This is a genomic window from Photorhabdus akhurstii, assembly GCF_019090985.1.
Classification (GTDB): Bacteria; Pseudomonadota; Gammaproteobacteria; order Enterobacterales; family Enterobacteriaceae; genus Photorhabdus; species Photorhabdus akhurstii.
This window is the reverse complement of the sequence record NZ_CP020335.1, coordinates 4,184,630-4,202,514: the sequence shown is the minus strand read 5'-3', so window position 1 is coordinate 4,202,514 and position 17,885 is coordinate 4,184,630. Positions and strand designations below refer to the sequence as shown.

At 39.9% G+C, this 17,885-nt stretch carries 23 protein-coding genes; all 23 read left to right on the top strand.

What is annotated here, in order from left to right:
• Positions 1-8 precede the first annotated feature (8 nt).
• Positions 9-365 carry a ribonuclease toxin immunity protein CdiI gene (gene cdiI, locus B0X70_RS17945; RefSeq protein WP_065821666.1) on the top strand — a complete coding sequence of 119 codons (357 nt, stop codon included), beginning with the start codon at positions 9-11 and terminating at the stop codon, positions 363-365.
• A gap of 157 nt (positions 366-522) precedes the next feature.
• The gene (locus B0X70_RS17940) at positions 523-750 is read left to right on the top strand and encodes a hypothetical protein (protein ID WP_246593337.1); all 228 of its coding nucleotides are present in this window, start codon (positions 523-525) and stop codon (positions 748-750) included.
• Complete coding sequence (locus B0X70_RS17935) at positions 747-1,247, top strand: Imm70 family immunity protein (RefSeq protein ID WP_217470021.1); 501 nt, start codon at positions 747-749, stop codon at positions 1,245-1,247. Before B0X70_RS17940 ends, B0X70_RS17935 begins: the two co-directional genes overlap by 4 nt.
• Positions 1,248-1,688: 441 nt before the next feature.
• Positions 1,689-1,916 carry a hypothetical protein gene (locus tag B0X70_RS25365; RefSeq protein ID WP_235319431.1) on the top strand — a complete coding sequence of 76 codons (228 nt, stop codon included), beginning with the start codon at positions 1,689-1,691 and terminating at the stop codon, positions 1,914-1,916.
• Positions 1,913-2,413 (top strand): hypothetical protein, encoded by a 501-nt coding sequence (locus B0X70_RS17925; RefSeq protein WP_036810725.1) that lies wholly within the window; start codon positions 1,913-1,915, stop codon positions 2,411-2,413. The genes B0X70_RS25365 and B0X70_RS17925 overlap by 4 nt, the downstream gene beginning before the upstream one ends.
• Before the next feature lie 58 nt (positions 2,414-2,471).
• Positions 2,472-3,062, top strand: a complete 591-nt coding sequence (locus tag B0X70_RS17920; RefSeq protein ID WP_217470019.1) for an HNH/ENDO VII family nuclease — start codon at positions 2,472-2,474, stop codon at positions 3,060-3,062.
• Positions 3,063-3,070: 8 nt separating this feature from the next.
• A complete protein-coding gene (locus B0X70_RS17915) occupies positions 3,071-3,490 on the top strand; it encodes an SMI1/KNR4 family protein (protein ID WP_036810732.1) in 420 nt (139 codons plus the stop codon).
• Positions 3,490-3,780, top strand: a complete 291-nt coding sequence (locus tag B0X70_RS17910) for a hemagglutinin (protein ID WP_105399597.1) — start codon at positions 3,490-3,492, stop codon at positions 3,778-3,780. Before B0X70_RS17915 ends, B0X70_RS17910 begins: the two co-directional genes overlap by 1 nt.
• 9 nt (positions 3,781-3,789) lie before the next feature.
• A complete protein-coding gene (locus B0X70_RS17905; protein WP_036810729.1) occupies positions 3,790-4,143 on the top strand; it encodes a DUF596 domain-containing protein in 354 nt (117 codons plus the stop codon).
• 17 nt (positions 4,144-4,160) lie between these two features.
• Positions 4,161-4,448, top strand: a complete 288-nt coding sequence (locus B0X70_RS17900; protein WP_105397039.1) for an immunity protein CdiI family protein — start codon at positions 4,161-4,163, stop codon at positions 4,446-4,448.
• 221 nt (positions 4,449-4,669) lie between these two features.
• Complete coding sequence (locus B0X70_RS17895) at positions 4,670-4,972, top strand: hypothetical protein (RefSeq protein ID WP_217470017.1); 303 nt, start codon at positions 4,670-4,672, stop codon at positions 4,970-4,972.
• Between the two features lie 69 nt (positions 4,973-5,041).
• On the top strand, positions 5,042-5,629 hold the full coding sequence (locus B0X70_RS25360) for a hypothetical protein (RefSeq protein ID WP_246593336.1): 588 nt from the start codon (positions 5,042-5,044) through the stop codon (positions 5,627-5,629).
• Entirely contained in the window at positions 5,616-5,870 is a 255-nt protein-coding gene (locus tag B0X70_RS17885) for a hypothetical protein (RefSeq protein ID WP_036782105.1), read from the top strand. The genes B0X70_RS25360 and B0X70_RS17885 overlap by 14 nt, the downstream gene beginning before the upstream one ends.
• Before the next feature lie 190 nt (positions 5,871-6,060).
• Complete coding sequence (locus B0X70_RS25355) at positions 6,061-6,249, top strand: hypothetical protein (RefSeq protein ID WP_246593335.1); 189 nt, start codon at positions 6,061-6,063, stop codon at positions 6,247-6,249.
• 5 nt (positions 6,250-6,254) lie between these two features.
• Entirely contained in the window at positions 6,255-6,722 is a 468-nt protein-coding gene (locus B0X70_RS17875) for a hypothetical protein (protein WP_217470015.1), read from the top strand.
• 10 nt (positions 6,723-6,732) lie between these two features.
• Positions 6,733-6,885, top strand: coding sequence for a hypothetical protein (locus tag B0X70_RS17870; RefSeq protein ID WP_217470014.1), 153 nt, complete (start codon positions 6,733-6,735; stop codon positions 6,883-6,885).
• Between the two features lie 2,159 nt (positions 6,886-9,044).
• Positions 9,045-10,478, top strand: coding sequence for an NAD(P)/FAD-dependent oxidoreductase (locus B0X70_RS17865; RefSeq protein WP_217470013.1), 1,434 nt, complete (start codon positions 9,045-9,047; stop codon positions 10,476-10,478).
• On the top strand, positions 10,475-11,326 hold the full coding sequence (locus tag B0X70_RS17860; protein WP_217470012.1) for a HemK/PrmC family methyltransferase: 852 nt from the start codon (positions 10,475-10,477) through the stop codon (positions 11,324-11,326). The genes B0X70_RS17865 and B0X70_RS17860 overlap by 4 nt, the downstream gene beginning before the upstream one ends.
• 24 nt (positions 11,327-11,350) lie before the next feature.
• Positions 11,351-12,625, top strand: a complete 1,275-nt coding sequence (locus B0X70_RS17855) for an 8-amino-7-oxononanoate synthase family protein (RefSeq protein WP_217470011.1) — start codon at positions 11,351-11,353, stop codon at positions 12,623-12,625.
• A 60-nt stretch (positions 12,626-12,685) separates the two neighbouring features.
• A complete protein-coding gene (locus B0X70_RS17850) occupies positions 12,686-13,027 on the top strand; it encodes a chorismate mutase (protein ID WP_036810691.1) in 342 nt (113 codons plus the stop codon).
• Positions 13,008-15,083: an aminodeoxychorismate synthase component I gene (pabB, locus tag B0X70_RS17845; protein WP_217470010.1), complete on the top strand. Its 2,076-nt coding sequence runs from the start codon at positions 13,008-13,010 to the stop codon at positions 15,081-15,083. The genes B0X70_RS17850 and pabB overlap by 20 nt, the downstream gene beginning before the upstream one ends.
• Positions 15,076-15,963 carry a prephenate dehydrogenase dimerization domain-containing protein gene (locus tag B0X70_RS17840; RefSeq protein ID WP_217470009.1) on the top strand — a complete coding sequence of 296 codons (888 nt, stop codon included), beginning with the start codon at positions 15,076-15,078 and terminating at the stop codon, positions 15,961-15,963. The genes pabB and B0X70_RS17840 overlap by 8 nt, the downstream gene beginning before the upstream one ends.
• A gap of 21 nt (positions 15,964-15,984) precedes the next feature.
• Positions 15,985-17,517 (top strand): MFS transporter, encoded by a 1,533-nt coding sequence (locus tag B0X70_RS17835; RefSeq protein WP_217470007.1) that lies wholly within the window; start codon positions 15,985-15,987, stop codon positions 17,515-17,517.
• The last annotated feature ends 368 nt before the right edge of the window (positions 17,518-17,885 follow it).

Genomic DNA, 17,885 nt, shown 5'->3' with positions numbered 1-17,885 from the left:
CATAATAAATGAAATTTTTATTTGAGCTACCTTATGATCATTCTAATTTCGACTGGATCATAAAAAGCTATTTTGACCTTATGTATAATGAGGAGCATTTTTTAGATGCCGTAGAAAATATTGTTCAAAAAGAATCTTTTATGTTAGATGGTGTATATTGCTTTTTCCCTGACGTGAATAGTGAAGATGAATATTTTGAAGGCGTTCAGTTTGCTGTTGGTTATCCGCCAACTGATGAAGATACAATAACAGTCAGTGAAGAAACCTGTTATCACTATGTCAGATTAGCTTGTGAAAAGTATCTAAAACCTCATCCAGAAGATACAGCTAAAGTTAATGAGCTACTGGCAAAGATACCAATATAAAATCAATATTCCCCGGTCATGTGAATTGCACCCCAAAAATTAGATGCTAATTGATTAAGGTGTAGTTCATCCAATTAAAGAGGGTAAGGAAGTCCCCTATGGCACTAAAGGCAGTGTTCGTCCAGACTGGTGTCAGGGCAATGTTTGTAGTGTTGAAGTGAAGAACTATAATATTGCAACGAACAAAAATGGCTTGATTAATAATGTTGCCAAACAGGCGATTGAACGGCAGAAGAATCTACCTGCGGGGATGGAACAACGGATAGTTATTGATGTTCGAGGGCAAGCAATAACTGCCAAGCAAAAAATGCAAATAGTTCAAGGAATAGTGCAGAAATCAAATGGTTCTATAAATTCATCATCCATCAGGTTTAAAACAGAATGAAAAATGTTGGTATACATGCCGCTATGACATTAGCTGAAATAGGCACTGCATCTGATATAAATGGATTTTTCAATTTAGTGGTAACGTTATTGAAACATCGTAATAAAGGGAGTAAGTACCCTTGGGTCACAGAAAATCTCTATCGGCGTTCTTTGAAGTATGAGGAATTATCAAGTGTCAAAAGAGATCTTGACAGTATAGAAAGGTCATTTTCACAGATATCAGCTAAAGGTATTGATTGGATGTCGTTAGGAGTGAACGTAAATAATACGAAATTAAATCTGAAAGGAGAGTCGCTATCAATTGTTTTCAAAAGGCTTTTTAGTGCATTTTCTGAAGCATTAGAATGTACTGAAGTTTATTATCAAGAGCTTAACGAATATATCCCTGTAAGAATAGGTTTTACTGATACACCATATTATATTGATGAGATTAATCGCCCCCTTGAAAAATACGATGCTTTAGGTCCAGACGATCCTCCATTCTGGTTACGTTAAAGAAGTTCTCGATATGCTGAACTGACCTAAAGAATTGGACAGGTTGCACTAAACAGCTAATGATATCTGAGTTCGGAATTCTACCGGACTCAGGACATTCAATTTTAAAGGTTTTGTAGAGGCTAAAAGCGCATTAGATTATCTTGCTACTGCAATCGCTATTATTCCCGGTGCGGGTGATGCCGCTGGAAAAACTATCAAGGCGGTAGAGAAAGCCTTACAGAAAGGTGATATTGGGGAAGCTTCCAAACTGCTCAATAAGGCCAGTGATGAAATTACATCAGTCTCACGCCCTAGCCATAGAAAATCAGAAATTGATGTCGGGAAAGATTTGGGGGATGGAATGGTCAGGTTACATTTAAAGAGGGTAAGGAAGTCCCCTATGGAACTAAAGGCAGTGTTCGTCCAGACTGGTGTCAGGGCAATATTTGTAGTGTTGAAGTGAAAAACTATAATATTGCAACGAACAAAAATGGCTTGATTAATAATGTTGCCAAACAGGCGATTGAACGGCAGAAGAATCTACCTGCGGGGATGAGACAAGAAGTTGTTATTGATATTCGAGGGCAACATGTTACACAAAGGCAAAAGGATACTATCATTCAGGGAATAGTTCAAAAATCGAATGGTGCAATCAGTCCGACAGATATAGGGTTTAAAACAAAATGAAAAACATAGGGTTTCATGGTGGCCATACTGTTTATGAACATGGTCCTGCTTCAGATGTGGTTGTTTTTTTTCAGTGTATAACGACTTATGCCGAATATGTTCAATCTGAATATGATTTTAGTTTATTAACGGATCGTCTTTATCGTCGTTATCTGAAACAAGATGAGCTCAAACCAGCAGAGGAGCTTATGTCTATTGTTGAATATTTATTTAGTAAAATTCAGAGTAATACAGTAGATTGGCAAAAGATGGGAGGAGATACTGAGTTAACCAATCTGGATTTTAAGCAGCCAACATTAAATCTTGTATTTATGGATTATTTCCGTCGTTTTATTGATGCTAAGGAGTCTGCAAAATCATTTTTAGACACATTTAAAATATATCAACCAGTAAAAATAGTGATCTCCGATTTACCATGGTTTATTGATGATAAAAATCGCCCTCTTGAGCAATACGATGCCTTAGATCCAGATGATCCACCATTCTGGTTACGTTAAAGAAGTTCTCGATATGCTGAACTGACCAAAAAATTGGACAGGTTACACTAAACAGCTAATGATATCTGAGTCTTGGAATTCTACCGGACTCAGGCCATTCAATTTTAAAGGTTTTGTAGAGGCTAAGAGTGCATTAGATTATCTGGCCGCCGCAGTAGCGATTATTCCGGGTGCGGGAGATGCCGCCGGGAAAACTATCAAGGCGGTAGAGAAAGCCTTACAGAAAGGTGATATTGGGGAAGCTTCCAAACTGCTCAATAAGGCCAGTGATGAAGTTAATACAGCAAGATATTTTGGTCAGGAAAGAAAATATTGGTCAGCTGAGCCAATTGAATTTCAAGGAAATAAGGTTTATCAGAGAAATGATATATTCGAACCGAAATATATTGACCTAAAATCAGGAAAAACAAACATAGAGCTAATGTCATCTGGTCGCGCACCAATCGGTACAGATGGTAAGCCAGTGAATCTTCACCACATGTTACAGAAACAAGATGGTGCAATTGCAGAAATTACACAATCTTTCCATAAAGAAAATCATGGGGTTATACATATTAATGACAATAGTATTCCTTCAGGCATAAATAGAGCAGAATTTAACAAATGGCGTTCTAACTATTGGAAAGATAGAGCTAAAAGTTATAAATAGGTGTAAAAATGAATAACGATTTAGATAAAATTATCAATGAGTTAAAGCTTCTATCTGGTGGAGAAAGAAACAATATAGATCTACCAGACGATGAATTGTTGGCACAATATGAACGTGATATTGGTTTTACTTTTCCTAATGACTATAAAAAAGTTTTAAAGGAAATAGGGAATGTTTTCTATGGTTCCATAGGATTATTATCCGTAACTAAAGATAAACAAAATTATGGTGAGTTATCTCAATCTCTTGAAGATGCAAGAGAGTTAGGAGTCCCTAAAGACTGGTTACCTATTTGTGAAGATAATGGAAACTACTACTGTCTTCTTTCTGACGGTCAAGTTAGATACTGGTCCCATGACGGTTATAGTGATGAAATGTGGCTGGATATCACTGATTGGCTCCAACAAGTATGGATAAATGGTAATTAATGAATATTCACCTCAGTCAACGACTGGGGTCTGTTCACTTTGACTGGAATGTTATTGCCTCCGCCCTGATTGCAGAAAGTTTAACGGGTGGAGTACCTTTCACAGAAATACCTAATAAACCTGGTCGTTATTATGCCAAGTTAGCAAACGGTAGTACCGTAAACTTGCGTAAAGTTTCAACCAGTGCAGATAGAACTAAAGCACGCTGGACGATTGAAATTATTGGTGATGAGCAAATAGGAAAATTGCAAGATAAGGTTAAGAAACCTGTGGAAATAAAGTTTCAATAAGGCATTAATATGTTATTTCATGATGATGAATATAAAGTATTTCGAGATGAGTTAGAAGGGAGCTCCCCGAGTACTATTTGGGGGGCTATGTGTGCAAATAACTTAAACAAAATTAACCTTTCTTTTGAAGGGAGAAAGAACTATTTTTTGGAGTTTATTGAGCGGTTGTTAAAAGAAAACAAAATCAAACTTGCTAAAAACGGTGTGTTTTTGGAAGGTACCACCGACGAGCAATTGACGCATTTTCGGGTTGTTTTTCCTAAGACCGAAGAGGAGTTATATTATGGTCTATGGTTCACATTTGAAGAATGTCCTGGAGGGATAGTTTGGGTTTCGGATGACGGTTCGTTAGATTGGACATAGTTGCAGGGAGTAAATAGATGAAAAGAATAAAATTAATGGCTGATTACGATTGTTATCCATTATGGCTTGATTCAGATGATGAGGTTGGGAATATTGATCCTGATGTTTTACCAATTAGTGATTCTCTCAAAGAAGAATTAAATAATTGGTCTAAACAATATGATGAAACATTAAATTTGGATGATCCCTTAAATTCTGGATTTTCAACCCCAGAAGCAGAAATAGTCTTTAAGGAGAAAGGTCAATATCTGCGAGAAAAGCTACAAACTGAATTGAACAGTGGCTATGAAGTAGTATATCAGTAATGATTACTAATCCCCGATTGTTAGTTAACTGCACCCCAAAAGTTAGACCCTAACTGATTAAGGTGCAATTCATCCAATCGGGGCTATATTCTTCTATTTTTATGATAACTGGTTTGCCAGCATAAAAGCCGAGCTGTTCCAGTTAGAACCCTGTAATAGTGAGTTGAGGTCGATGAAAAATATGGCCGGGTAGTTACAGTAGACTTTGGGATTATAAGACAATGAATAAATTAAACAATATTACTCTTACTGAGTACGACTTTAGACAACTTAATTTGATGAAAGAAACTCTAGGAGCATATGTTGAAAATAAAATTCCTTTAAATGTACTAATTGATCGCTTAAGAGATTTATTGGATTGCTTACAAGATGTGAATAATGGATGGAAGGAGCAGTTTTATGAGCATTGGCTGGGTTTGGAGCAAGTTTATGCTGTAGCTTTAGATAGAAATGAACCACTAAGTCAATATGAAAGTTATATTAATGATTCAGTTAAGGGACTGAATAGCCTGTTAGGATTGTGATTAAAAGATACCGATTTTTTTAAGCTATACCCTAATTTCTGGATAGTTTTATCCGATGGTTAGCATGATTTGGGGCTGGTATTGTGTACCGGACTCAGGCCATTCAATTTTAAAGGTTTTGTAGAGGCTAAAAGCGCATTAGATTATCTTGCTACTGCAATCGCTATTATTCCAGGCGCGGGTGATGCCGCCGGGAAGGCTATCAAGGCAGCAGAGAAAGCCTTACAGAAAGGTGATATTGGGGAAGCTTCCAAACTGCTCAATAAGGCCAGTGATGAAATAAAAGTTAAGTGGGTTGATGAAAATGCAAGCATGAGTCAACGGGCAAAAGGCTATAATGATTCTGCATCAGGTGCTCGTTCAAATATTGAAACTAAAAAGGGACAGGCTCCCAGTATTGATAGAAGAGACACTGATGGAAAAAACAAGCCTGTTAGGTTTGATGGTGTAGATGATAATGTCATGATAGACAGAAAAATATCTGTTGTGACAACCCGAAAAGCGAAAGATCAGGCATTACGACAATCAGATGCGTTAAAGCGCAATGGTATGACAGGACGTTGGGAAGTACCTGATCAAACTCAGGCGAATAGAGCACAAAAAATGTTTGATGAATTTGGAATCAAAAACATAGAGGTGAAAGTTGTTAAAGAATAGCAATATTAGGCTTGTAAAGGTCATTATTGATCTTGCCATATTTTTGGAGTTTACAAGTGAAGAACTGCTTAATCCGGATTCAGCAATAGAAATAATGGAACAAATGGCAGCGGAACTTCAGTTACTTAATGATGATGAGAAACAAGAGGTAATTAGACTTTTCCAAGATTTATCAGATAATTATACTGGTGAAGTATATGATTATGTAAAAGGATTACCAGAATTTCTTGGCTTAATTTAATAGAAAGAACCCTGACATGTTGAATTGCACCCCAAAAGTTAGATGCTAATTGATTAAGGTGTAGTTCATCCAATTAAAGAGGCAAGGAAGTTCCCTATGGTACTAAAGGCAGTGTTCGTCCAGACTGGTGTCAGGGCAATATTTGTAGTGTTGCAGTGAAAAACTATAATATTGCAACGAACAAAATGGCTTGATTAATAATGTTGCCAGACAGGCGATTGAACGGCAGAAGAATCTACCTGCGGGGATGGAACAACGGATAGTTATTGATGTTCGAGGGCAAACCGTGTCACTAGAACAGGAGAGGGAAATTATTAAAGGCATTGTTCAAAAATTAAATGGAATTATAGACCCAGCGGTGATCGAATTTAAAGGGTAACTCACATGAAACATATCGGTTTTTATGGTGGTAGTTCTATTGTGGAACTTGGTTCTGTTTCAGAAATGACCCAATTTTTTTCTGTCTTAAATGAACAGATACACGATATTAACGATCGAAAAATCTTGTTTCAGTTTTACCAGAAGTATCTTCATCTTTATGAATTAGAAACAGCATCTTCGTTAGTAACACAACTCCAGCAGAAATTATCAAAGGAGCAGAAATGCAGATTTTTTAAATATTTTGAAGGAATAGAGCGTTGTATAAAATCAGCTCAAGTATTTCATGAAGACTGGGGTATTTATAAGCCAGTCAGAATAGTGATAACAGACATGCCTGATTTTATGACAGATAGAGATCGCCCTCTTGAGCAATACGATGCTTTAGGTCCAGATGACCCGCCATTCTGGCTACGTCAAAAAAAGCTCCTAGTTTTATGGTGTACCACCCAAAAGTTGGGCAGCTTACGCTAAGCGGCTAATAATGCCTGAGTTCGGAATTCTACCGGACTCAGGCCATTTAACCTTGGGTACTTTGGCCGCTGAATTAGCCGCGATCACGCTGGATAAAACCTTTAGCGACCCGATGGCAATTCAGGTATTAAAGAAAGTGTCAACAATCTGGCAGAAGGATTGAATCATACCGCAAAACCGCTGTTAAGAAATGCTAAACCTGATACCTATGTTAATCCATTATTCAAAATAAGGAATATTCTTAAATCGTCTAAAACTTTCAATAACGTGTTGTCGGTTAATCAGCTTTTCTTTAATACTTAATAACGCTTTATTCTATCAACAAAGGTTAAAAATTTTTAGGATTAATAAATCAGAAATGTGATAACGGTTAGACAGGTATTTAACCGGTTAACAGCGAGTGAAAGCAGCTCGGAAAAACAATGATATTAAATTGATTTTAGCGTTAAATCACACTGACGGTATAAAAATAGGAATGATTTAAATTAAACAGTAAAAAAGAGATGTTATTAAATGGGCTAAAACAGTGTAAAGCCGATTTAAACTATCACGGTTTTGTATAATAAATGTAAAATAGTAACGCTGCAAGTAACTTAATTCGTATGTTGTTAAATCGTTTATTTGATGGTTTTGTTTTTCATGATTAATGATTTAATTGGTTTATGAAAAATTTTACTCCTTGGTTAAAAGCGTATTAAAATCAATTCATTTTAAAAAATAAATTATCTGATTAACTTATTCATGTTTTTATTTGTCCGTTTTTCTCAGGAAGCATAAGCATTAATAAAATCAATTTTTGTTTTCATTTTTCACTGATGGTTTTATAATGGACAGGCTTTAAACTATTATTAAAAATCATTGTTTTTAACCCTTGGGTTAATCGGTATAAAGTTTTAACCATAGTTTTAACCATAGTTTTAACCATAGTTTTAACCATAGTTTTAACCTGTAAAACCCTTTTCTGCCTGTTTTTTATTAAGTTTAATCATCATGGTTTATTGTGTTTTATATTTAAAAAATATTAATCTCACTCGCTTTTTATCTTTATAAATCAGCCAGAAAATAGCCTGATGATGTAAAGATACTCTTTCGAATAATCACGCTTTTTTCAGGATTTAAATTCTGCCAAATTAACCTGTTTTACCCATTTTTTATTACATTATTTTAGCGACTTGCTGCGTAAAATGATGGAAATAAAGCTCTTGAATATCAGGCTGTATAGATAATATTATTTTACTTGCTGATTTCTTTTTCACTCTTTGTTAATGATTAATGGATTTCGATTAACTGTTACACTAAAAAACTCTACTTATTGAGTTAAATCCGCCTTTTATATAAAAGCTTTAATTCCTCTTTATTCTCACCGATAGATATATTAAATATGACAATAAATAAGCTTTTTAAAATCATGTTGTACCTTTTAAAAGTGAGCATTAATAACGCACTGATTTTCTTAACCCTTAGTTTACTCATTACCGATAAAAGGAGGGGGTCTTAACACCTGTTTTATCACCTTGGAATAAGGTGTAGTTAATATTATTTGCATAGGTGAATATAACATTATTGAGGAAAACTCAGCAGTGATAGTCGAGACGTTAAAAGTCAATAATCTGAAATGTGCATGTTCACTGCGTGCACGTTAATCGTAAATAATCACTAATATTATAGTTAATAAAGATATAATAACTTGAGTGTTTTATCTATCTATATTGGTGAAAGTTGATGGAAAATATAAATTTAAAAAAACACCTTTCTTGAGAATTTTTGTTTTTTTATTGAAGAAAAAAAGACATTTAGAATATTGTTCCCCGTAACAATTTAAATATAAATTGTTTTTATTTTATACTGAAAGTATTTATATGATTTTTTTGTTTATAATATAAGACTAAATTTGTTTGACAGTTTTGTATTTGATGATTATTGTTCATCCCTGATTTGCAGGTGTTATTTAAAATACAATAATATCTCTTGTTATTATTTCTTTTAAATATGAATGGAGTTTTGTGATGCTATTCAATTTATTGTTTTTTATTGGAAATTTTTATTTTCACAAATTAATTAATATGGGTGATTGTATTTGATTGATAATAAATTGAAACTATTTCTAATGTAATGGTTCGTTATTACATATTTGTTTTTAAATTTAGTGTAAATCTGAGCGTGATTCGTCATTTTAATTACTGATGAATGCAGGGTTATTTTTTTACAATTGATGTAAAGCAGTAAAAATATCCTCACTATAAGAGGATGACAATTATTTTTCCGTCGTTGTTGATAAAATATTTAAAATAAATTGGCTACAGGCCATATAGGAGTAAATAAGTGAAATACGACTTTATTGTCGTTGGTTCAGGGGCAATTGCAGGTTCAATCGCTTATGAGCTGGCAAGCAGAAATTTCTCGGTTTGTAGGGTTGGAGAGACCGATCGAACTAATGCCGCCTCCAAAGCCGCCGGTGCAATGAATGGCTGTTTTGGTGAAATTACCAGTGGTTTATTAGCCAGTGAACACGGTAAGTTGAAATTGAATATGGATTGTATCGCCAAAGAGCTTTGGCCGGCTTGGGCGCAACGGTTAGCTGACGCTTCCGGTGATACCCGATCGTTGTTCACCGCTCAAGGCACTCATGTGATACTCAACACTGCCGGGATGGAAGAGATTGACACTATCAATTATGAGGCTATCGAGCAAACTCTGATCGATTATGCGGCTGCTTATGAAACTGTTGATCCACGTGAAATTGAGTGGTTAAAACCCAACGATTTAGTGCGTCCGTTGCGTGCTCTGTATATCCCTGATGAACATGCGCTGAACTCGCATTTATTGCTGGAAAAGCTGGATGCGGCATTTGTGGCTGAGGGTGGGGTCCTTAAAGCAGAGAATATTAAATGTGTGCTAATCGAAGAGGGTTTAGCCACCGGCGTTGAATTGCTAAGTGGTGAGCGTTTAATGGCAGATAAAGTCGTTGTAGCTGCCGGTGCGCACTCGTTGGATCTGTTATCAAATATACCTTCTATTGTTCGCCAGATTCCGCCAATCTTTGCTGGTTATGGGGTATCTATTCTGGTCAAGATGCCAAAAGGCAGAGAATTACCAACGTCAGTCATCCGTACCCCGAACCGGGCATTTGCCTGTGGGCTGCATTGTGTACCACGCGGTGATGGTGTGCTGTACCTTGGCGCAACCAATATTCTGGCCGAAAAACCACGCAGTCAGGCATCGATTTCTGATGTGCAGTTCTTGTTGGATTGTGCGTTAGATCAGTTGGATATTAACTTACATGATGCTGAAATCCTTTCAATCCAGGTTGGCAACCGGCCAATCCCGGCTGATGGATTCCCGTTGATTGGTGAATGTGGCGTGAATGGTCTTTGGCTGGCTACCGGTACTTATCGCGATGGCTTACATCAGTCGCCATTATTGGCGGATTACATCGCCAACGCTTTGACCGGAGTAGAAAATAGACTGATTAATCTTGATGATTTCAAGCCCGTTCGTCCGCCGCTGGTGGGTTTCTCCCGTGAAGTGATGGCGAAAGAAACTACCCAACAAATGTTTGCTACCGGCTATGAATATCGTTGGAATATCAAACCTTATTGGCTGCCACTACTGAATGAAGGGATGATGCGCAATTATCAGAATTTAATTGAGTCTCTTCATCCGCAGTTCACTCCACCGCCGGAGCTGGTCGCCTTCGCTCATATTTATGAATCCATGCGTGAACGGTTACGTAGTTATTATGAGGCATGGTCATGAGTTTTTCGCTGAAAGATCAAGTCGTCATTGATAACGCCAGGAAATTACTGTCAGAGGCAGGGGTTTGGGATGTGGAAACTGATCTCACATGCCTGATTGACCGTTATCTGGAAAGACATTGTAAGGATCGCGCCCGTGATGAATTTATGCTTGCGGTTCATGAACGCTGTAACCGGATACCACTCGGGCATATTGTCGGTACTACGGATTTTGATGGATTGCCTCTGACGGTGGGGACGGGGGTATTTATTCCACGTCCTCATAGCCAGGTTATTCATAAATGGTTGGAGAGTGAATATCAAGCGCCTCACGGGGCAGTGGTTCTGGACTTATGTTCCGGTAGTGGCGCCATCGGTTTAGCCATTGCTAAACGTCGCCCGGATTTAAAGGTCACTTGTGTCGAATATGATGATGTGGCTTTTCAATACCTGACGCGCAATATCCATCGGTTGGCGAATTGGGCGATTAAAGCCGATGCATTAAAAGCAGATTTACGGGATTGGCAAGCATTTTCTCAATTTAACGAATCGGTGGCGTTGATTGTGGCGAATCCACCTTATGTGCCGGAACAGCAGGAAATATTGCCGGAATGGGAGGAGCATCATCCTTATGCGTCGGTGTATTCGGGGGATGATGGGCTTGACTTAACGCGGTTGATTATCAAACAAGCTAAACAGTTCCTGCAATCAGAGGGTTGGTTAGTGATTGAACATGGTGAAAGCCAGGAAGAGAGCGTCAGAGCATTATTTGCAGATGCTGGTTTTTCTCTGGTACGAACCATTATTGATGAAGATGTTTCTGACACAACGGGCAGTTCGGTAATCACTGTTGGTTGTAAGCTCCTTTGAACTTAACCAGTTGGAATCTAAATAATGAATGTAAAACACAAGCAGGATTGGATGACAATTCGCCGGTCACGGACAACCGGCGCTTTAGCACAGGCTATCGATGAAGGTTTGACCAGCTTCACTGTGGTAGAGCGTCAAGGTAAGCAAGTTACTACAGAGGAAGGAAAAGTTTTTACTGAATTTGTTTCCTGCTCTTATTTGGGATTAGAACATCATCCGGCCTTAATTGAAGCTGCAAATCAGGCAATGTCTCGCACAGGGATACATTTGTCATCGTCCCGTGGCGCGATGCGCCCACAATATTTGGGGCAATTAGAGAAACTGTTGGAAGAGATTTATCAGGGGGGGTCTGTTGCTGTGTTTACTTCCACCAGCAATGTTCACCTTGGTGTATTACCGTTATTGGGGAGTGGTTCTTTACCCAGTTATCCTCTTTCCCAGCCTGTACATTGGTTGATGGATAAAACTGCTCACGCATCTATGCAGGTATTACGCGGTATTCTCGAACAGTTCGGACCGGTATCTCGGGTTGATAGCGCAGATGTACAGTCAGTACAGCAAGTTTTGCAGAATTGTCAGGAGAATCAGCGGACGCCTATCCTGCTGATTGATGGTATTGGTTCAATGAATGGTTTAATTCCGGTTGCGGAATTAACTCGACAATTGGCCGCGGCTGGAGGCTATGTTTATGTAGATGATGCTCATGGTATTTCCATTATGGGGCGTCATGGCGCCGGTTATGCCTTTGCTGCCCTTGACCATGTTTTGCCGTCCAACTTCATACTTGCAGGTTCGTTATCCAAAGCATTTGGCGGCGCCGGGGGTTTTGTGGTGGTTGCAAGTGCCGATGATGTCGAAGTGATCAGTACCTTAGCAAATCCTCTGGTTTTTGGTCATTCGATCATGGTACCGATGTTGGCAGCTAACGTTGCCTCAGCAAAACTTCATCTTAGCCTTGAGATAGAAATCCGGCAGGAACAGTTATGGAAAAACATCAATCTGTTTGATTCTTTGATGGGTAATCAGTTGATGAATGCCGGTGTTCAATCTCCCGTTCGTGGCGCTTTATTCGAAAATGAAGCGGAAGGGCTTGAAGCGGCTCGTTTGCTGCGTGACAACGGCATCTTATTGTTCCCGGTATTTTATCCACTGGTCCCGGATGGCAATGCGATGCTGCGTTTTGCCTTCTCTAGTGAACATAAGGCCGGCGAAATCAAGCACTTAGTAAATACCTTATTTGAAATAAGGGAAAAAGGGCTGAATTGGGTGGAGCCACAGGCTGTAGTTCCACAGGTATAAACGACGCCAGCTTATCAATAAAGAAGATAATTGAAATGAATCAGTGCGAAGATTAAACATATGACTCAATCAATAATAAATAAGCAGGGTATATTACAACCTTACAGGGAATCTCTGGATGATATTAATATGCAGATTCTGGCGCTGCTTTCTGAACGAATGAAAGTCTGCATGAAAATCGCCGAGGTAAAGGCGGAACAGGATATTCCGATGATGCAGCCACAACGTATTACCTCGTTATTGGATATGTTGCGGGATAAATCAACAGATTTTGGGTTACGGCCTGAATATACTGAAGCAATATTTCAACTGGTTATTGAAGAAACTTGCCGTCGAGAAGAAGATCTGATTGATCAGTTGTTACACGAGAAAGTAAAGAATAATGAAAATACTGCTCATTGATAATTATGATTCCTTTACGCAAAACATTGCTCAATATCTGTATGAAGTGACGGGCAGTGTGCCGTCAGTAGTCACCAATTCTTTGACTTATGAAGAGTTAACAATAGACGAATATGATGCGGTAGTCCTTTCTCCAGGGCCAGGACATCCGGCTGAAAGCAGTGATTTTGGTGTCTGTGCTGAGGTTATTGCACGTGCCAAAGTTCCACTGTTGGGTATTTGTCTCGGTCATCAGGGAATTAGCCTGGCATTTGGCGGCTGTGTGGAACATGCCCCCAATCCGGTACATGGCTATCGCAGCCGCATCAGGAACACCGGAGAAGGATTATTCCTCGGTTTGCCTGAACAGTTTGAAGTGGTCAGATATCACTCGTTGGTATGTACCCGGCTTCCTGACAATCTAAAATGTACGGCCTGGACTGATGATGGCTTAATCATGGCGATTGAGCACACCGAAAGGCCGATCTGGAGTGTTCAATTTCACCCTGAATCGATTGATTCTGAATATGGGCATGAGCTACTCAGTAATTTCGTGCGTATAGCGGAGATGTATAAAGAGAATAACAAACAGGAGGTTGCCGCTCAGAATATATGTACTGATGTCAATGAGGCTTATCTTGCGGTAGGTGGAAGACAATATCTCAACCTGAATTATCGTGAATGTAAGGAGATAGTCGATCCTAACTCCTTGTTTATTCAACGTTACGGCAATGATACACACGCTTTCTGGCTTGATAGTGAAAATTCCGACAGACCTAATGCCCGCTTCTCAATGATGGGAAGCGGTAATGAGCAGGGCGCTGTCAGGCTTGAATACAGTGTACAGACTGAGAGTTTGCGTTTGACCGGTCCCGATGGCGAGAGGAGTGTTCAGGGAGACTTTTTCTCACTGATGTCTGAATTGCTTGGTTTTGTGGAAATTTCGCTGCCAAAATCGATGCCATTTGTATTTAAAGGCGGCTTTGTCGGTTATTTAGGATATGAATTAAAAGCGCTGACAATTGGCAGCAACAAATACCGTTCAGAACATCCTGATGCCAGCTTAATATTTACTCCGCATTTTTTTGTATTTGATCACCAACAGAATAAGCTTTATGAGTGTCTTATCTCGCCAATAGGACAGCCACAAAATTGGCCGCCGGAACTTTTAATTACCAATGCAGAAAATACCGGTGAAGTGATACCTGACTTTATTCCTGGCGCGGTTGATCAGAATAAAATTTGTCTGGAATATGGCGCTCAGAAGTATATAGATGGAATCCATAAATCACTTCAATACATCACAGATGGTGAATCTTATGAAATCTGCCTGACGAATAGGGCAAAGATGGCTTATTCCGGGCATCCATTGGACGCTTATCGGCGTATGCGTTATGCCAGCCCTGTACCTTATGGCGCTTATCTGGCATGTGGGGATTTTTCTGTACTCAGTGCGTCGCCAGAAACGTTTTTACGTATTGATGAGACCAGAAATATTGAATCCAGACCGATTAAGGGGACCCGGCCACGAGGAAAAACGGCAGCAGATGATCAGCGTTTGCAGATGGAATTGAGTCAATCCACTAAGGATAGGGCAGAAAATCTGATGATAGTGGACTTGGTGCGCCATGATCTTAATCAGGTATGCCGTCCAGGCAGTGTGCATGTACCTGAATTATTTAAAGTTGAGAGCTTCTCTTCTGTACATCAATTGGTTTCGACCATTCGCGGTGAGTTATGCGAAGAAACGTCATCAATGGAGGCTATCCGGGCATGTTTTCCAGGAGGATCAATGACCGGAGCGCCGAAGAAACGTACAATGGAGATTATTGATGCTTTAGAGTCATCGGCACGCGGTGTTTATTCCGGCGCGCTTGGATGGCTATCTTTCAGTGGTGAAGTGGAATTGAGCATTGTGATACGTACGGCTGTATTACATCAAGAATGTGCTGAATTTGGCATTGGAGGCGCAATTGTCGCTCATTCCGATCCTTATGGCGAATTTGAAGAAACATTGGTCAAAGCGAGTGTTCCCTATTTCAGTTTTAGTCATATGGCGGAGGAAGCGTGTGAGTAACCATAAAGTGGTCATTCTTGGTGGGCGAGGGGCTATTGGTTCTTTATTGAGTCGCCTTTTTACTGGTTGTGGTCACATAGCCTACAGTGTCGACAAACGAACGCAGGGAATGCGTTCTCATGACTATTATTCTCATGACTATCAGATTGATATCTTAAACCCGGCGGCTGATGCGGGAGAGGTTTTTAGTGGGGCGAAGGCGGTAGTCTTTGCCTTACCGGAAGCCGTCGCTATACAAGCGTTGCCTTGGGTGTTGTCTGCTGTTGGTGATGATGTACAGATCGTGTCAACCTGTTCAGTTCAGGCCCCTTTCTATTCTGCGTTAAGAGCTGCCGCCCCCGGGCAGCCTTTTATTGGTGTTAACCCGATGTTCTCGCCATCTTTGCCGGAGCAAAAAAGGCCAGTTGCAGTCATTCTCGATAACTGTCATGTTAGTGAACATTGGATTGAGCGGGTATTGGCGCAGGCTGATATGCGTATCAGTAGGATGACGCCGGAGGAACATGATCGCGTTATGGCGCTTTGTCAGGCTTTGCCTCATGCCGCGATCCTGATTTTTGGCCTGGTGCTGGCGAAAAGTCCGTTAGATATCCGTACCTTGGCAACAATTGCGCCACCGCCGATGCGTACAATGTTGGCGTTATTATCAAGGATCTTACGTAATCCAATAGAAGTGTACTGGGACGTTCAACATGAAAACCCGATGGCTGCCGAACCGCGTCAGGCGTTGCTGCATGCCATACAACAGTTAAATTCGATAGTACAGGCTGGCGATCAAACTGAATTTGGCAATAACCTCGGAGATATTGCGCAACAACTGGGGGAACAGCTCGATATCAGTGCTGCTGATTGCCAGCATATTTTTTCAACGCTTGAATGATATAGGAAAGGAGTTGAGGGGATGTCGTTAAATAGAGTTGCTGAGGCTAACGGGCGGGCAGGACTCAGAAATTGGCTGGGATTACTGATATTGATGTTGCCAGTATTATTGGTGACTGTGGACAATACGATCTTAAGCTTTGCTTTACCAAAAATTGCGGAAGCTCTGGGGCCTAGTGCAAGTCAGCAATTATGGATAATTGATGCTTATTCATTGGTATTGGCTGGTTTATTGGTATCAATGGGGAGTATTGGCGATCGTGTCGGCCATCGTTCATTACTGCTATTTGGATCGTTGGGATTCACGGTTATTTCGGTGTTCACAGCACTGTCAACTTCACCTGAACAATTGATTATCGGGCGAGCCGTACTTGGATTTTTTGGTGCGATGCTGATGCCTTCTACTTTGGCTTTAATAAGCGTGCTTTTTGAGGATCGTGAACAGCGTCGATTGGCTGTCGCTATTTGGGCGACAACATTAACTATTGGTTCAGCCTTAGGTCCCGTAGTGGGTGGTGTTCTATTACAATTTTTCGATTGGAGTGCAATTTTCCTCTTGGCAGTACCGGTATTAGTACCGTTGCTGATTTTCGGACCGATGTTATTGCCAGAGTCCGATAAAAAACAGGATGGTATTATCGATGTGTATAGCGTTCTGTTATCGATCGTTGCTATGGGTGGTATTGTTTACGCGATTAAACACCTTGCCAGTGATGGGTTTGAAATGAGTGTCATATTCGAACTGTCGGTTGGCCTTATTGCCGGCGTGCTATTTGTTCGCCGACAACAGCGTCTGCCTGTGCCGTTGATGGATCTTTCCCTATTCCGTAACGGTATGTTTACCGGTTCGATTATTGTTAACTTACTGAGCTTGGCATTGCTGGTTGGTTTTGTCTTTTTTGCCACCCAGGTCTTGCAAATTGTACTCGGTATGGAGCCGATTATGGCTAGCCTGGCGCTGGTTCCCGGACAAATAATGGCGATTGTTATGGGGATGGCGATAGTGCCCATTGCTCAACGGGTGCCGGCTCATTATCTGGTGCCAATTTTGCTGAGTATTGCAGGTATTTCATTTCTTCTGGTCGCGAGTATCGGCAGTGATTTAGTCACTCTGATTGTTGCTTTTGCGTTATTAGATATTAGTGTGGGAGCAATTGCTTCGGTATCTAACGATTTGGTGCTTTCGTCAGTACCCTCCTCTAAAGCGGGGGCGGCATCATCAATAAGCGAAACGGCTTATGAAGTGGGTGTTGTACTTGGTACGACGATTCTGGGGGGATTGGTCACGGCCTTCTATCGTATAACATTACAATTGCCGAATGAGGTCTCTCAGGAACAAGCTGGATTGGCTTTAGAGACTCTGGCAGGAGCTTACGTTGTAGCAAACTCATTAGCTGAATCAGAGGGACAGAAACTGATGACAGCGGCGGCGGAATCATTCACCAGCGCTATTCATATGATGAGCTGGTTGACAGCGGCATTGACTGCGGGGGTGGTATTGCTCGCCTGGCGTTTGCTGAAAGCGCCGCAGAAAGAACAAGTGCTTGAGTACTGATAGTTTGACGTGCAGCCATTAGAAATGGCTGCACTATTGTTTTGAGCGGCTATGTTTTGAGTGGTTATCCGCAGTTATTAAATATACTGAAAATAACATTTCATCTCACAGTATTATTTATATTTCTAAAATTCTAAAGGAATATGATAAATAGAGTAATTAATGAGTGGTAATAAATTGAAATTTATAATAATTATTTCTCCGATCTATTGTTGATTCAATTATTTCTATTTGTTCCTTGTTTTATCAGGGACATTTCATTGGTTTTTTTGCATTTAAATATTTATTTGTAAAATGAGTTTGTTTAAAAGTTGAAGTTTGTTTGTAAAAAATATTCTTATTGTTAAAAAGGAATTACTTTCCATCTT

What these genes read in the sequence shown, in the direction of transcription:
- B0X70_RS17910 (WP_105399597.1), top strand. Translation starts at nt 3,490, where the DNA reads ATGAATATTCACCTCAGTCAACGACTGGGGTCTGTTCACTTTGACTGG.
- cdiI (WP_065821666.1), top strand. Translation starts at nt 9, where the DNA reads ATGAAATTTTTATTTGAGCTACCTTATGATCATTCTAATTTCGACTGG.
- B0X70_RS17900 (WP_105397039.1), top strand. Translation starts at nt 4,161, where the DNA reads ATGAAAAGAATAAAATTAATGGCTGATTACGATTGTTATCCATTATGG.
- B0X70_RS17860 (WP_217470012.1), top strand. Translation starts at nt 10,475, where the DNA reads ATGAGTTTTTCGCTGAAAGATCAAGTCGTCATTGATAACGCCAGGAAA.
- B0X70_RS17850 (WP_036810691.1), top strand. Translation starts at nt 12,686, where the DNA reads ATGACTCAATCAATAATAAATAAGCAGGGTATATTACAACCTTACAGG.
- B0X70_RS17855 (WP_217470011.1), top strand. Translation starts at nt 11,351, where the DNA reads ATGAATGTAAAACACAAGCAGGATTGGATGACAATTCGCCGGTCACGG.
- B0X70_RS17835 (WP_217470007.1), top strand. Translation starts at nt 15,985, where the DNA reads ATGTCGTTAAATAGAGTTGCTGAGGCTAACGGGCGGGCAGGACTCAGA.
- B0X70_RS17895 (WP_217470017.1), top strand. Translation starts at nt 4,670, where the DNA reads ATGAATAAATTAAACAATATTACTCTTACTGAGTACGACTTTAGACAA.
- B0X70_RS17935 (WP_217470021.1), top strand. Translation starts at nt 747, where the DNA reads ATGAAAAATGTTGGTATACATGCCGCTATGACATTAGCTGAAATAGGC.
- pabB (WP_217470010.1), top strand. Translation starts at nt 13,008, where the DNA reads ATGAAAATACTGCTCATTGATAATTATGATTCCTTTACGCAAAACATT.
- B0X70_RS17905 (WP_036810729.1), top strand. Translation starts at nt 3,790, where the DNA reads ATGTTATTTCATGATGATGAATATAAAGTATTTCGAGATGAGTTAGAA.
- B0X70_RS17920 (WP_217470019.1), top strand. Translation starts at nt 2,472, where the DNA reads ATGATATCTGAGTCTTGGAATTCTACCGGACTCAGGCCATTCAATTTT.
- B0X70_RS17925 (WP_036810725.1), top strand. Translation starts at nt 1,913, where the DNA reads ATGAAAAACATAGGGTTTCATGGTGGCCATACTGTTTATGAACATGGT.
- B0X70_RS17875 (WP_217470015.1), top strand. Translation starts at nt 6,255, where the DNA reads ATGAAACATATCGGTTTTTATGGTGGTAGTTCTATTGTGGAACTTGGT.
- B0X70_RS17915 (WP_036810732.1), top strand. Translation starts at nt 3,071, where the DNA reads ATGAATAACGATTTAGATAAAATTATCAATGAGTTAAAGCTTCTATCT.
- B0X70_RS17870 (WP_217470014.1), top strand. Translation starts at nt 6,733, where the DNA reads ATGCCTGAGTTCGGAATTCTACCGGACTCAGGCCATTTAACCTTGGGT.